At 63.9% G+C, this 13,641-nt stretch carries 13 protein-coding genes; 10 read left to right on the plus strand and 3 right to left on the minus strand.

The annotated features are described in order from the left end of the window. Window positions 1-3 precede the first annotated feature (3 nt). Window positions 4-903, minus strand: coding sequence for an NAD kinase (locus HV793_RS20475; protein ID WP_054450031.1), 900 nt, complete (start codon window positions 901-903; stop codon window positions 4-6). Between the two features lie 141 nt (window positions 904-1,044). Between HV793_RS20475 and hrcA the strand changes: the two genes are divergently transcribed. From hrcA to dnaJ, 7 genes are all read left to right on the plus strand, one after another. Continuing rightward, the gene (gene hrcA, locus HV793_RS20480) at window positions 1,045-2,049 is read left to right on the plus strand and encodes a heat-inducible transcriptional repressor HrcA (RefSeq protein ID WP_054450033.1); all 1,005 of its coding nucleotides are present in this window, start codon (window positions 1,045-1,047) and stop codon (window positions 2,047-2,049) included. Window positions 2,050-2,094: 45 nt separating this feature from the next. Continuing rightward, a complete protein-coding gene (gene hemH / locus HV793_RS20485; RefSeq protein ID WP_175214060.1) occupies window positions 2,095-3,210 on the plus strand; it encodes a ferrochelatase in 1,116 nt (371 codons plus the stop codon). Continuing rightward, window positions 3,200-3,433 carry a hypothetical protein gene (locus tag HV793_RS20490; protein ID WP_013391860.1) on the plus strand — a complete coding sequence of 78 codons (234 nt, stop codon included), beginning with the start codon at window positions 3,200-3,202 and terminating at the stop codon, window positions 3,431-3,433. Before hemH ends, HV793_RS20490 begins: the two co-directional genes overlap by 11 nt. A gap of 230 nt (window positions 3,434-3,663) precedes the next feature. Further along, a complete protein-coding gene (grpE, locus tag HV793_RS20495; protein WP_054450035.1) occupies window positions 3,664-4,221 on the plus strand; it encodes a nucleotide exchange factor GrpE in 558 nt (185 codons plus the stop codon). Between the two features lie 14 nt (window positions 4,222-4,235). Beyond that, window positions 4,236-4,640 (plus strand): thioredoxin family protein, encoded by a 405-nt coding sequence (locus HV793_RS20500; RefSeq protein ID WP_054450037.1) that lies wholly within the window; start codon window positions 4,236-4,238, stop codon window positions 4,638-4,640. A gap of 80 nt (window positions 4,641-4,720) precedes the next feature. After that, window positions 4,721-6,646: a molecular chaperone DnaK gene (gene dnaK, locus HV793_RS20505; protein ID WP_054450039.1), complete on the plus strand. Its 1,926-nt coding sequence runs from the start codon at window positions 4,721-4,723 to the stop codon at window positions 6,644-6,646. Window positions 6,647-6,755: 109 nt separating this feature from the next. Then, window positions 6,756-7,883 (plus strand): molecular chaperone DnaJ, encoded by a 1,128-nt coding sequence (gene dnaJ / locus HV793_RS20510; RefSeq protein ID WP_059373782.1) that lies wholly within the window; start codon window positions 6,756-6,758, stop codon window positions 7,881-7,883. A gap of 301 nt (window positions 7,884-8,184) precedes the next feature. On the opposite strand, the gene HV793_RS20515 is transcribed toward dnaJ, so the two are convergent. Both HV793_RS20515 and HV793_RS20520 read right to left on the minus strand, forming a co-directional pair. Next, a complete protein-coding gene (locus HV793_RS20515; RefSeq protein WP_119450764.1) occupies window positions 8,185-8,574 on the minus strand; it encodes a DUF4148 domain-containing protein in 390 nt (129 codons plus the stop codon). A 283-nt stretch (window positions 8,575-8,857) separates the two neighbouring features. Next, a complete protein-coding gene (locus HV793_RS20520) occupies window positions 8,858-11,614 on the minus strand; it encodes a M16 family metallopeptidase (protein WP_175214061.1) in 2,757 nt (918 codons plus the stop codon). Window positions 11,615-11,735: 121 nt separating this feature from the next. On the opposite strand from HV793_RS20520, the gene HV793_RS20525 reads away from it, so the two are divergent. The 3 genes from HV793_RS20525 to HV793_RS20535 all read left to right on the plus strand — a co-directional run bounded on the left by HV793_RS20525 (window position 11,736) and on the right by HV793_RS20535 (window position 13,637). Then, entirely contained in the window at window positions 11,736-12,335 is a 600-nt protein-coding gene (locus tag HV793_RS20525) for a GNAT family N-acetyltransferase (protein WP_125472152.1), read from the plus strand. Between the two features lie 251 nt (window positions 12,336-12,586). Beyond that, window positions 12,587-12,964 carry a hypothetical protein gene (locus HV793_RS20530; RefSeq protein WP_054450052.1) on the plus strand — a complete coding sequence of 126 codons (378 nt, stop codon included), beginning with the start codon at window positions 12,587-12,589 and terminating at the stop codon, window positions 12,962-12,964. A 115-nt stretch (window positions 12,965-13,079) separates the two neighbouring features. Further along, window positions 13,080-13,637, plus strand: coding sequence for a GNAT family N-acetyltransferase (locus HV793_RS20535; protein ID WP_119450767.1), 558 nt, complete (start codon window positions 13,080-13,082; stop codon window positions 13,635-13,637). The last annotated feature ends 4 nt before the right edge of the window (window positions 13,638-13,641 follow it).

A 13,641-nucleotide genomic window follows, 5' to 3' on the forward strand; every position in this document is an offset into this window, starting at 1 on the left:
TTACTACTCTACGTTGTCGGAGGCTTCGGGCATCAGGTTCCAGTGCAGCTTGCGGCGCAGGGTGGAGAAGAAACTGTAGCCTTCGGGATGCACGAAGCGGATGGTATAGGGCGCGCGCTGCACGACGATGCGGTCGCCCGGCTGCAGGTCGGACCAGGTCTGCATGTCGAAATGCACGCTGGCGCCGACTTCCACGCGGCCCATGGCCGTGAGCGTCATGTTCAGCACGCCGGAGTCGGGAATGACGATGGGGCGGTTGGACAGGGTTTGCGGCGCCACCGGCACCAGCACCATGGCGTTCATGCCCGGATGCAGGATGGGACCGTTGGCCGACAGCGCATACGCGGTGGAGCCCGTGGGCGTGGCGATGATCAGGCCGTCGGCGCGCTGCGTGTACATGAAGGCGCCGTCCAGCTCCACCCGCACTTCGATCATGCCGCCGCGTCCCGCGCGGTTCAGCACCACGTCGTTCAGGGCCGACGCGGAATACATTTTCTGATCGCCGCGCCACACGCTGCCTTCCAGCAGCATGCGTTCCTCGATCTGGAAGCTGCCTTCGAGCACGCGCGCCAGCGCGCCATGCGCGTCCTGCAACGCGATGTCGGTGATGAAGCCCAGGCGTCCGTGGTTGATGCCGACCAGCGGCATGCCATAGGGAGCAAGGTGGCGGCTGGCGCCCAGCACGGTGCCGTCGCCGCCCATGACGACGGCCAGCGACGCGGTCTTGCCGATTTCCTCGAGCGTGGCGACGGGGTATTCGGTCAGCCCGGTGTTGCGCGCCGTGTCCGCATCGATGAGCACCTGCCGGCCCGCTTGCGTCAGCGCGTGGGCGAGTGCTCTCAGCGGTGTGTCCAGGCCGGTGTCCTGGTATCTGCCGATCAGGGCTACGGTAGGAAAATGCATGGCTGCTTGCGTATCAAAAAAGGCCGGACCAGAAGCCGAAACCTGCCCGGAATGGGCGGTTTAGCCGATTATATGGGGCCGCATATGTGCTTGCGGGACAAAAATCGCCTCAATTGAAAAAGATTCCCTAAAATACTTGTTATGGATGACCGCGCACGCGCACTACTGAAAGCGTTGATCGAACGCTATATCGCCGATGGGCAGCCAGTCGGCTCGCGGACGCTATCGAAAGTATTCGACTTGTCCCCGGCCACGATCCGCAATGTGATGGCGGATCTCGAAGAACTGGGACTGATCCACAGCCCGCACACCTCCGCCGGCCGCGTGCCCACGCCGCGGGGCTACCGCATGTTCGTCGATTCGCTGCTGGCGGTGCAGTCCTACCAGCTCGAACCGCACAACATGGGCGAGATGCTGGCGGCCGCCGAACCCACGCGCGCCGTCAATGCCGCCGCGGCCCTGCTGTCCAACCTGACCCAGTTCGCGGGAGTGGTGCTCACGCCCAAGCGCGCCCAGGTGTTCCGCCAGATCGAATTCATCCGCCTGTCCGATAAGCGCGTGCTGCTCATCATCGTCACGCCCGACGGCGATGTTCAAAATCGCATCCTTTTCGTTCAGCGCGACTATGCCGAAGCGGAACTGCTGGAAGCCGGCAATTTCTTCAACATGCATTTCGCCGGCAAGTCCTTCAATGTCGTGCGGCAAACCCTGTCGACCGAACTGGCGCAATTGCGCGAGGACATCTCGCGCCTGATGCAGGCCGCGGTCGAAGCCAGCGCGGAAGCCGCCGAGGACGGCGATGCCATGGTCATTTCCGGCGAGCGCAAGTTGCTGGACGTGACCGACATCGCCTCCGACATGGACCGCCTGCGCAAGATGTTCTCGCTGTTCGAGAAAAAGACCGACCTGCTGCAGCTCCTGGACGTGTCCACCCGCGCCCAGGGCGTGCAGATCTACATCGGCGGCGATTCGCAGCTGGTGCCGATGGAAGAGGTCTCGGTCATCACCGCGCCTTACGGCGTGGACGGCAAGGTCGTGGGCACGCTGGGCGTGATCGGTCCCACGCGCATGGCCTACGAACGCGTCATTCCCATCGTGGATATCACGGCGCGCTTGCTGTCCAACGCCCTCAGCCACAACCAGTAGGTCCATCCGAAGCTACGTCCTCCTTGCGGAGGAAGGGGAGTGTTTGTGTTTCTTCGCCTGTTCAAGTACCTGTGGCCTGAGCGCTATCTGCCGGAACCCGAGCAGGAGGACCCCTTCAACGAAGACCCCGCGCCTCGCGGGCCGGCCAAGGTCGGCGTGCTGCTGGTGAACCTGGGCACCCCGGACACCCCGGGTAAGCAAGACATACGCAAATACCTGGGCGAGTTCCTGTCCGACCCGCGCGTGATCGAGATCCCGCGCTATCTGTGGAAGCCCATCCTGCATTGCCTGGTGCTGACGATGCGGCCCAAGAAGCTGGAGCCGCGCTACGCCGGCGTCTGGATGAAGGAAGGCTCGCCCCTGATGGTGTACAGCCAGCGACAGGCCGATGGTGTGCGCGCGGCCCTGGCCGAGGCCGGAATCGACGCCGTGGTGGAGCTGGGCATGCGTTACGGCAACCCCTCGATCCCGGACGCCATTTCCCGGCTGCGCCGGCAGGGCTGCGAACGCATACTGACCGTCCCGCTCTATCCGCAGTACGCCGCCAGCACCACCGCCACGGTGGTGGATGCGGTCACCCGCCATGCCGGCCGCCTGCGCGACCAGCCCGAGCTGCGCTTCATCAAGCGTTTCCACGAAGAGCCGGCCTATCTGGACGCGCTGGCCGGTCGCATCGAACGCTATTGGCAAGAGCACGGCAAACCGCAGAAGCTGGTCATGAGCTTTCACGGCCTGCCGCGCTATTCGATCGAACTGGGCGACCCGTACTACCGCGACTGCATGGAAACGGCGCGCCTGCTGGGCCAACGCCTGTCGCTGCCGCGCGAACAGGCCGAGGTGACCTTCCAGAGCCGTTTCGGTACGGCCCGCTGGCTGGAGCCCTATACCGAACCGACCCTGAAGGCGCTGGCCGCCGCCGGGGTTACCGAGGTCGATGTGGTGTGCCCGGGTTTTGTGGCAGACTGTCTGGAAACCCTGGAAGAGATCAGCCTGGAGTGCCGCGACGCCTTTATCGGGGCCGGCGGCAAGCGTTTCCGCTACATCCCGGCGATCAACGACGATCCGGCCTGGATCGCAGGGCTGGCCGACCTGGTGGCACGCCACTTGCAGGGGTGGCCCACGCAAATCACGGACTTGAAGGAGAAGGCGCATGCACCATGATCCCAAGACTGGAAAGATCGTCAAAAAGGGGCAGGTCAGTACCCCGGTGGACGAAGATCAGGTGGAACACGAACTGGACGAGGCGCTTGCCGAGACCTTCCCCGCCAGCGACCCCATCGCGATCAGCCCCGAGCCGGACGAGGACCGCGCCGTGGACCGCGCCCTGAAGGACAGTTTTCCCGCCAGCGACCCGGTGGCGCCCGCACAGCCGCACAAGAAATAGCCTGGCGCAGAGGGCGTCCGCCATTTGCCGGATGGCGTCGAAAAGCGCTGAATCTATGCTTGCAGTCTGAGATTTGACGGCATTTGGCAGAAATTGGGCGGATTTCTGATTACATTCCGCCTGCCTCTGCTGGCTGGCGCCGTCAGGGAATATTTGCTTTCCCGGGCTTGAAATAGGGGTATTGGCCCCCATTCATGTCTGCGAAAGCCATACTTTTTGGAGGATTCCCCATGACGGCACCCAACGAGCCTGTAGATCAGACGCCCGAAGTCGGCCAGAACGCCGATGCGGCCTCCGCCGCCGAGGACGCCGTGCAGGCCGAGCTGAACGAGTTGCGCGCCCAGCTGGACGCCGCCCAGGCTACCGTCAATGAGCAGCAGGACCAGCTTTTGCGCATCCGGGCCGAAGCCGAGAACGTGCGCCGCCGTGCACAGGAAGACGTGTCCAAGGCGCGCAAGTTCGGCATCGAGTCGTTCGCGGAAAGCCTGGTCCCGGTCAAGGACAGCCTGGAAGCAGCGCTGGCCCAGCCTGAGCAAACCGTTGAAACCCTGAGCGAAGGCGTCCAAGTGACCCTCAAGCAGCTGACGGCCGCCTTCGAGCGCAATCTGCTCAAGGAAATCGCGCCGGCACAGGGCGACAAGTTCGACCCGCACCTGCACCAGGCCATTTCGTCCATCCCCGCCGAGCAGCCCGCCAATACCGTGGTCCAGCTGCTGCAAAAGGGCTACGCCATCGCCGACCGGACCTTGCGCCCAGCGCTGGTCGTGGTGTCCGCCGGCCAGGGCTGAGCAGGCGGCGCGCCATGACGGATCCCCGGTTCGACCCCGCCCAGATATTCCAGGTGTTCGGCATGCGGCACGTCGACACCGAGGGATTCGACGCGGCGGTGGTGCAGGCGCCGGGGACGGATCTGCGCTGCGTGTTCCTCTGGGGACAGGATTGCTATAACTGCAATATTTTCAAGCAGACCGCCTTGCTGCACCGGGACGCGCTGCTGGAGCTGGGGCTGACCTGGTTCGAAGCCGACGTCTACGCGGACGAAGCGCTGGGAAGGCGCTTCTCGCTGCATGGTGTCCCCACTTTTGTGCTGTACCGCGCTGGCAAGCGGCTGGGCCGCGTCACCGGCTGGCCCGGCCTGCCGCAGTTCACCGCGGCCATGCGCCGCCTGCAGGAAACGGCTGTAGAAAATTCCGGCCAGGCGTCTTGAAAAACCCTGCGGGCAGCCCCAGTTATGTGGGGACAAGAAGTTTCTCCCTATTTTCATAGATTCAATCAAGGTAACCGACCATGAGCAAGATTATTGGCATTGACCTGGGCACGACCAACAGCTGCGTGGCTGTCATGGACGGCGGGCAGGTCAAAATCATTGAAAACGCGGAAGGCGCTCGCACCACCCCCTCCATCGTCGCCTACATGGACGATGGCGAAACCCTGGTCGGCGCGCCGGCCAAGCGCCAGGCCGTGACCAACCCGCGCAACACCCTGTATGCGGTGAAGCGCCTGATCGGCCGCAAGTTCGAAGAGAAGGCGGTGCAGAAGGACATCAACCTGATGCCCTATGCCATCGTCAAGGCCGACAACGGCGACGCCTGGGTGGAAGTGCGCGGCAAGAAGATGGCGCCTCCCCAAGTGTCGGCCGACGTGCTGCGCAAGATGAAGAAGACCGCCGAGGACTACCTGGGCGAAGAAGTGACCGAGGCCGTCATCACCGTGCCCGCCTACTTCAACGACAGCCAACGCCAGGCCACCAAGGACGCTGGCCGCATCGCCGGTCTGGAAGTCAAGCGCATCATCAACGAACCCACCGCAGCCGCGCTGGCGTTCGGCCTGGACAAGACCGAAAAGGGCGACCGCAAGATCGCCGTCTATGACCTGGGCGGCGGCACGTTCGACGTGTCCATCATCGAAATCGCCGATGTGGACGGCGAAAAGCAGTTCGAAGTGCTGTCGACCAACGGCGACACCTTCCTGGGCGGCGAAGACTTCGACCAGCGCATCATCGACTACATCATTGCCGAGTTCAAGAAGGAACAAGGCGTTGATCTGTCCAAGGACGTGCTGGCCCTGCAACGCCTGAAGGAAGCGGCCGAAAAGGCCAAGATCGAGCTGTCCTCGGCGCAACAGACCGAAATCAACCTGCCGTACATCACGGCGGATGCCTCGGGCCCGAAGCACTTGAACCTGAAGATCACGCGCGCCAAGCTGGAAGCGCTGGTCGAAGAACTGATCGAACGCACGATCGAGCCCTGCCGCGTGGCCATCAAGGACGCCGGCGTGAAGGTTTCCGACATCGACGACGTGATCCTGGTCGGCGGCATGACCCGCATGCCCAAGGTCCAGGAAAAGGTGAAGGAATTCTTCGGCAAGGATCCGCGCAAGGACGTGAACCCCGATGAAGCCGTCGCCGCTGGCGCCGCCATTCAAGGTTCCGTGCTGTCGGGCGACCGCAAGGACGTGCTGCTGCTGGACGTCACCCCCCTGTCCCTGGGCATCGAAACCCTGGGCGGCGTGATGACCAAGATGATCCAGAAGAACACGACCATTCCGACCCGGTTCTCGCAGACCTTCTCGACCGCTGACGACAACCAGCCGGCCGTGACGATCAAGGTGTTCCAGGGCGAGCGCGAAATCGCTGCGGGCAACAAGGCCCTGGGCGAGTTCAACCTCGAAGGGATCCCGCCGTCGCCCCGCGGCATGCCGCAGATCGAAGTCACCTTCGACATCGACGCCAACGGCATCCTGCACGTGTCCGCCAAGGACAAGGGCACCGGCAAGGAAAACAAGATCACCATCAAGGCCAACTCGGGTCTGTCGGAAGACGAGATCCAGCGCATGGTCAAGGATGCCGAGGCCAATGCCGAGGAAGATCACCGCGTTGCCGAACTGGCCCAGTCGCGCAACCAGGCCGATGCGCTGGTGCATGCCACCCGCAAGTCGCTGACCGAATATGGCGACAAGCTCGAGGCTTCCGAAAAGGAAGGCATCGAAGCCGCCATCAAGGAACTGGAAGACACGCTGAAGGACGGCGACAAGGCCGCGATCGACGCCAAGGTGGAAGCCCTGTCGACGGTTTCGCAGAAGCTGGGCGAAAAGATGTACGCCGACATGCAGGCGCAGCAAGCCGCCGGCCAGCAGCAAGCGGCCGACAACGCGAAGCCGGTGGACGACAATGTCGTCGACGCCGACTTCAAGGAAGTCAAGCGCGACCAATAATGGCCGGGCGCTGACCAGCCTCTGCCGCCCGGTAGCCGGAGAAATCCGCCTACCGGGCGTACTCATTCTGTAGCACTGAAAAGAAGGCTCGTTTTCGAGCCCACGGATCATGGCAAAACGTGACTATTACGAAGTCTTGGGCGTCGCGAAGAACGCCTCGGACGACGACCTCAAGAAGGCCTATCGAAAGCTGGCCATGAAGTACCATCCGGACCGCAATCCGGACAGCAAAGAAGCCGAAGAGAAGTTCAAGGAAGCCAAGGAAGCCTACGAGGTCCTGGGTGACGATCAGAAGCGCGCCGCCTACGACCGCTACGGCCACGCGGGCGTGGACCCCAACTCCGCCGGCATGGGCGGCGGCATGGGCGGCGGTTTCGCCGATGCGTTCGGCGACATCTTCGGCGAAATCTTCGGCGGCGGCGGCGGTGGCCGCCGTGGCGGCGGCCCGCAGGTTTACCGCGGCGCCGACCTGAAGTACGCGCTGGAAATCACGCTGGAGCAGGCCGCGGCCGGTTTCGACACCGAGATCCGCGTGCCCAGCTGGGAAAACTGCGACACCTGCCACGGTTCCGGCGCCAAGGCCGGCACCTCGCCCAAGACCTGCCGCACCTGCGGCGGCTCGGGCGCCGTGCGCATGCAGCAGGGTTTCTTCAGCGTGCAGCAGACCTGCCCGACCTGCCACGGCAACGGCAAGGAAATCACCGATCCCTGCCCCGCCTGCGACGGCGTGGGCCGCATCCGCCGCAACAAGACGCTGCAGGTCAAGATTCCGGCCGGCATCGATGACGGCATGCGCATCCGCTCCAGCGGCAACGGCGAACCGGGCATCAACGGCGGTCCTCCGGGCGATCTGTATGTGGAAATCCACATCAAGCAGCACAAGATCTTCCAGCGCGACGGCGACGACCTGCATTGCGAACTGACCATTCCGTTCACGTCGGCGGCGCTGGGCGGCGAGCTTCAGGTACCGACGCTGGGCGGCAAGGCCGAAATCTCGATCCCCGAAGGCACGCAGTCGGGCAAGACCTTCCGCTTGCGCGGCAAGGGCATCCGCGGCGTGCGCGGCAGCTACCCGGGCGATCTGTACTGCCATGTAGTGGTGGAAACGCCCGTGCGCCTGAGCGACGACCAGAAGAACATCCTGCGCCAGTTCGAGGCTTCGCTGAACGATGGCGGCGACCGCCATTCGCCGCAAAGCAAGTCCTGGACCGACCGGGTGAAGGAATTCTTCAGCTGAATTGGCTGAGGCATGCAAAAAGCCGCGATCATGATCGCGGCTTTTTTTTGCCCGGCGAGGGCGTGGGGGCGGGGGCAGCGCGCATATGAAAAGACCGCGGCTTGCGCCGCGGTCCAGTGCTACTGCTACTGCGAGTACTGCAACTGCTGTATCGACTGCAACTTCAACTTCAGCTTCTACTGCTACTTTCACAGCTACTGCTACTTCTACTTCTACTGCTACTTCGACCGCCGCTGTCGCCGATAAAAACCGGCCTCAAACCATGATGCCGTCCGAGGCCGGCCGGGCCACAGCAAGCAGCTCACCGGGTGATCGGCGGGTACTCGAGTTCGCCGAACGTGTATTGGCCGCTGGCCTTGGCTTGCGCCAGTTCCTGCTGGACTTCAGCGCTGGTCTTGGCGCTGGCGGGGGCGGATACAGCCGCCGGGTATTCCAGTTCACCGAAGGTGTACTGGCCGCTGACCTTGGCTTGTTGCAGCTGGGCTTGCACTTCCTGCGAGCTCAGGCTGGTGGTCTGGGGCAGGGCGGGCGGATAGTCCAGCTCGCCGAAGGTGTACTGGCCGCTGATCTTGGCTTGCTGCAGTTCAGTGGCGACCTGGGCGCTGCTCTTGGCTTGTTCAACGCCGGCGGCTTGGGCGCCAACGCCAACCAGGGCCAGGGATAGCAGCAGGGTGGTGGTTAGGGTTTTCATGGTAGACCTCCAATTCGTCTTGGTTGGGGACCGAATCCGGCGGCCCTCCGTCGTGGTTCGTTGTGTGTTCCCGATGACTGAATTGTGCTCGTTATCCCACCTGGGATAAACCCGTATTCCTTGAAAACATCTTTCCAAATAATCGAGTAATCACGTTCGCTTTTATGATTTCATCCATTTTTGGCATAGTCGGGGGGCGTTCTGGTGAATTTTGGTGAGCTGACCAGCGCCGGAAAGCCAAAAAAAGCCCCGCCGCAGCGGGGCTTGAGCGAGGCGGGCCTGGTCAGGGCGCCGGCTTCTTCTTGAAGTCGCCGGCAACCGCGGTGCTGAAACCGTCCGCGCGCAGATACTTGCGCAAAGCCGCATTGACCGAATCGGCCGTCAGCGCGGAGATCTTCTTGTCCATGTCGGCCGACCAGGCGAAGGTGCGGCCGCGCTGCATGTAATCCAGCCAGGTGCTGGCCAGGACGTCGTCCTGGGCGCGGGCCAGATTGCGGTAGTTCAGCAGGGCCGTGATGCCGTCCGAGATTTCCTTGTCCGTGAAGCCGTCCTTCAGCACGCGCGCCAGTTCTTCGCCGATGGCCTTTTCCAGGCGCTCGCGGTTTTGCGGCGCGTAGATGGCGTACATGGTCCAGCTGGCGGAGGGCTCGAACGACGAGACCGACAGCGAGCTGCGCACGTTGTACGAGAGGCCGTCGGTTTCGCGTACGCGGTTCCACAGGCGCGAGGTTTCGGAGGCGCCGAACAGGTAGTTGGCCAGGTACAGCGCGGCGTAGTCCGCGTCCGTGTCCTGCAGCTTCAGCGGCATGCGCGAAATGTAGAACGCATTGGCCTTGTCGGGCGTGTCGATGTCGAACTGCTTGGCGGGAATGTCGCGGTACGGATTGGGCACGCGCGTGTAGCCAGGAGCCTTTTTCCAGCCGGCCAAACCGGTCTTGAGCGCCTTTTCCACGGCTGCGGGCTCGAAATCGCCCACCGCCGAGTACTCGATGTTGCCGGCGCCGTAGAACTTGGAATGGAACTTGACCAGGGCGTCGCGGTTCAGGGCGCGCACGCCGGCCAGCGATTCCTCGAAGGTCGGCACGTAGCGCAGGTCATTGGCGGGCCACGGATTGTCCTGGCGGGCCAGCGCGCGTCCGGCCAGTGCCGACGGTTCGGTCATGGCGTTCTGGATCGAGGTTTCGAGCTGGCGCTGATATTCCTCCAGTTGCTCCTTGGGGAAGTTGGCGTTGCGGACGATGTCCAATGCCAGCGCGGTGAGTTCGGGCAGGTTTTCGCCCTTGGTCGACATGGCGATCTTGAGCGTGGTGCCGCCGCCGCTGAAGCCGAGTTCGGCCTGCAGCTTGTCCAGGCGGTCCTGGATGTCCTGGCGCGACAGCTTGGCCGTGCCGCGGGTCAGCAGGTCGGCCACGGCGCTGGAATTCACGCGTTGGCCGAGCAGGTCTTTTTCGTTGCCGAACTGGATCAGCATCTGCGCCTGCACCCGGTTGCCGCGCGTGGCCTTGGGCAGCAGCGCCAACTGCACGGAGCCGTTGGGCAGATCCAGCTTCTTGCGCTGCGTCAGCTTGTCGATGTTCTCGGGCGTGGGGTCGAAGGCCGATGCGGCCTTGAAGTCCGGATCGCCCTTGTAGTCCTTGAAGACGGCCGTCAGGTCCACCCGTTGTTCTTGCGGCGCGCGCACGGGCTTCTCGGTGGGGATGTAGCGGCCTTCGATGCTGTTGCTTTGGACCAGGTAGGTGGTCGCGGCGCGCTGCACTTCGGCCAGCGTGGCCTTGCGGGCGCGGTCGCGCTGCAGGAAGAACAGGCGCCAGTCGCCGGCGGCGATGGCCTCGGACAGCGCCACGCCGACCTGTTCGGGATCGCTATAGGTCTGTTCCCAGGCAGTCAGCCATTTGCTGCGGGCGCGGTCCAGCTCCTGCTGTGTGAAGGGCTTCTTGTCCAGGGTCTCCAGCGTGCCGGTCAGCGCCTTCATGGCGGCGTCCAGGCTCTTGCCCGGCGTCAACTGGGCGGCGAACATCGCCAGGCCCGGATCCAGGTTTTCCATGGTGAAGCCGAACACGCCCGAGGCCAGCTTGGTCGGGACCAAGGCATGGTAGAGACGGCCGGAGGGCGTGTCGGCCAGGATGGTGGCGGCCAGGTCCAGCGGCACGAAGTCGGCGCTGCCGGCGGCAGGAATGTGGTACATGGCCGCGACCAGCGGCGTGCCGCCCGTGCGGCGCAGGGTTACGGAACGTTCACCATCCTGCACTGGTTCCACCGTGTATTCGGGCGGGAGCTTGCGTTCGGGCTTGGGCAGCTTGCCCAGCGTTTCCTCGATGTCGGCCAGGGTCGCCTGCGGGTCGAACTTGCCCGCCACGATCAGCACGGCGTTATCGGGCTGGTAGTACTCGTGATAGAAGGCGCGCAACTGGCCGATGTCCACGTTCTCGACGTCGGAACGGGCGCCGATGGTGTTCTTGCCGTAGCTGTGCCACTGGAAGGCCGCGGCCTGCATCTTCTGCATCAGGATGCGGAAGGGGCTGTTTTCGCCGCTTTCCATTTCGTTGCGGACTACGGTCATTTCCGAGTCCAGGTCTTCCTTGGCGATCAGGGAATTGACCATGGCGTCGGCCTGCCAGCCCAGGTACCACTTGAGCGTGTCGGGGTTGGCGGCGAAGCTGGCGAAGTAGTTGGTGCGGTCGCTGGAGGTCGAACCATTGGCCTGCAAGCCGCGGCGCGAGAACTCGCCCATGGCGTTGCGGGTGGTCGAGGTGCCCTTGAACAGCATGTGCTCCAGCAGGTGAGCCATGCCTGTCTGGCCGTAGTTCTCGTTGCGCGAGCCGACCAGGTAGGTCATGTTGACGGTAGTGGACGGCTTGGATTCATCGGGAACCAGCAGCACCCTCAGGCCGTTGGCCAGGCGGTATTCGGTGATGCCTTCGATCGAGGCGGCCTCCGAGACGCCCACCGGCAGGCTGGCGGCGCCGGCCTGAAAGGCCAGGAAGGAGGAAAACAGCAGCACGCTCAGCGGGCGCGGCAGCTTCGACAGGGACAGGCGCATGGCAGACAATTCCTTTGGCATGGCAGAATCCGTTGGAGTGTATACGTTGGCAATGGTTCAGGGGCGCGGCGCGGCGTTGTCCACGGCGCGCGGCCCGGGACCGCAAGCAAGGAAGTCCGTCATGTCTCTATCCCTGGAAGTCGAAACGCCACGCCTGGTGCTGCGCCAATGGCGCGCCGCCGACCGTGAACCTTTCGCGGCGCTGAACCAGGACCCCCGCGTCGCCGAGTACCTGCTGCCGCTGAATGCACAGGAAAGCGATGCGCTTGCCGACCGGCTGGCCGCCGGCATCGACGAGCACGGCTGGGGCTTCTGGGCCGTGGAGGCGCCAGGCGTGGCGCCCTTCATCGGTTTTGTCGGCATCAAGCCGCTGGCGCCCACCCTGCCGTTCGCGCCAGGCGTGGAGATAGGCTGGCGCCTGGCGCAGCGGCACTGGGGCAAGGGCTACGCCAGCGAAGCCGCCGAGGCGGCCTTGCGCGCGGGGTTCGAGCAGGTGGGACTGGATGAGATCGTGGCCTTCACGGCCACGGGCAACCAGCGTTCGCGCGCGGTGATGGACCGCTTGGGCATGAGGGAGGATCCGGAAGGTTTCGACCATCCCGCCGTTCCACAGGGGCATCCGCTGTGTCGACATGTGCTGTACCGCATTGGGCGTGAGGACTGGCGATTGCGGCAAATTGGTGACACAGGTGAAGCAGCCGTGCCAGTTGCGGCGGCATAAGGGTCCAGGAGGGGCGTCCGGCTGTGATGTTGCGGCGCAATATGACGAAATGACGGGGCTGATTTGAGCTGTCCCGGCCCGCGGGTGTAAGCTTTTCAAGACGCAGTACCCAGTTGCAGACGGGATGCGCGACAGCCCGCCCACAGGTTTCCCGTCCAACGCCAGACGCCGTTTTCTGCCCGGCGCCGGTGCTTGTCGTTCGCGCCTTCGCCGCCGGCATTGTGCCGGCGCACTTACCGGAGGAACGACCCATGCTGACCGAGATCGTCACGCGTGCCTTGTCCCAATTGACCGGCAGCCCATTGAGCGGCGACGGGATCAAAGGACAGTTTCAGTACGCCTATGCCAGTGATGACGGCCAATTCGTGGCCATATTGACCCATGACATGACCACCTATGTGGTGGACTTGAGCACACAACGATATTTCGCGGAGTGCGGCGGCTCGCCACGGGGCTTCGCCGGGCACGTGCTGGAAATGGAAGGCGCGGCGGCGCGCAGCCATCCCTGGCCCGCCGCCAACGATCTGTTCGACCTGGACATGGATGCGGATGAGCTTGCATGGCGCAACTGCCCTGGCTTGCGTGGCGAGCCGCCCGCCGCCCGATCTGCTGAGAGCCGCGCCGCCTGAGAGTGGCCAGAAGCGGCAAGATCCAATTGAACCGGCGGCTCCGCCGGTTTTTTTTGCCTGTAGCGGCCGAAAGCCGAATCGCCGCAAGGCCTTGCGGGTCGCTACAATTTGCGCCATGACTACGCACGCCGAAACCCGCGCGCCGGATGGCGCAACCCTGGTCGATTGCACGCATGAGCGCCATGCCGACCAGATACTGGCCATATTCAACGACGCCATCGTCAATTCCACCGCGCTGTACGACTACAAGCCGCGGCCGCGCGAGGCGATGCTGGGCTGGTTCCAGACCAAGCAGCAGGGCGGTTTTCCGGTGCTTGGGTACGAGAATGCCGACGGCGAACTGATGGCCTTCGCCAGCTACGGCACCTTCCGCGCCTGGCCGGCCTTCAAGTACTCGGTGGAGCATTCCGTGTACGTGGACGGACGTTTTCGCGGACTGGGCTTGGGCGAGGCGCTGATGCGCGAGCTGATCCAGCGGGCGCGCGCCAATCAAGTGCACGTGCTGGTCGGCGGCATCGACGCGAGCAATCAGGGCAGCATCCGCCTGCACGAGAAGCTGGGCTTCACGCATGCAGGCACCATCCGCGAGGCAGGCTTCAAGTTCGGACGCTGGCTGGATCTGGCGTTCTATCAGCTGACGCTGGATACGCCTGAAAAGCCGGTCGACGGGTGACCGG

This window comes from Achromobacter aegrifaciens, assembly GCF_902859965.1.
Lineage (GTDB): Bacteria > Pseudomonadota > Gammaproteobacteria > Burkholderiales > Burkholderiaceae_B > Achromobacter > Achromobacter aegrifaciens.

Excerpts from the sequence above, each read along its gene's own strand:
- HV793_RS20475 (WP_054450031.1), bottom strand. The coding sequence starts at position 903 with ATGCATTTTCCTACCGTAGCCCTGATCGGCAGATACCAGGACACCGGC.
- hrcA (WP_054450033.1), top strand. The coding sequence starts at position 1,045 with ATGGATGACCGCGCACGCGCACTACTGAAAGCGTTGATCGAACGCTAT.
- HV793_RS20490 (WP_013391860.1), top strand. The coding sequence starts at position 3,200 with ATGCACCATGATCCCAAGACTGGAAAGATCGTCAAAAAGGGGCAGGTC.
- grpE (WP_054450035.1), top strand. The coding sequence starts at position 3,664 with ATGACGGCACCCAACGAGCCTGTAGATCAGACGCCCGAAGTCGGCCAG.
- HV793_RS20500 (WP_054450037.1), top strand. The coding sequence starts at position 4,236 with ATGACGGATCCCCGGTTCGACCCCGCCCAGATATTCCAGGTGTTCGGC.
- dnaK (WP_054450039.1), top strand. The coding sequence starts at position 4,721 with ATGAGCAAGATTATTGGCATTGACCTGGGCACGACCAACAGCTGCGTG.
- dnaJ (WP_059373782.1), top strand. The coding sequence starts at position 6,756 with ATGGCAAAACGTGACTATTACGAAGTCTTGGGCGTCGCGAAGAACGCC.
- HV793_RS20515 (WP_119450764.1), bottom strand. The coding sequence starts at position 8,574 with ATGAAAACCCTAACCACCACCCTGCTGCTATCCCTGGCCCTGGTTGGC.
- HV793_RS20520 (WP_175214061.1), bottom strand. The coding sequence starts at position 11,614 with ATGCGCCTGTCCCTGTCGAAGCTGCCGCGCCCGCTGAGCGTGCTGCTG.
- HV793_RS20525 (WP_125472152.1), top strand. The coding sequence starts at position 11,736 with ATGTCTCTATCCCTGGAAGTCGAAACGCCACGCCTGGTGCTGCGCCAA.
- HV793_RS20530 (WP_054450052.1), top strand. The coding sequence starts at position 12,587 with ATGCTGACCGAGATCGTCACGCGTGCCTTGTCCCAATTGACCGGCAGC.
- HV793_RS20535 (WP_119450767.1), top strand. The coding sequence starts at position 13,080 with ATGACTACGCACGCCGAAACCCGCGCGCCGGATGGCGCAACCCTGGTC.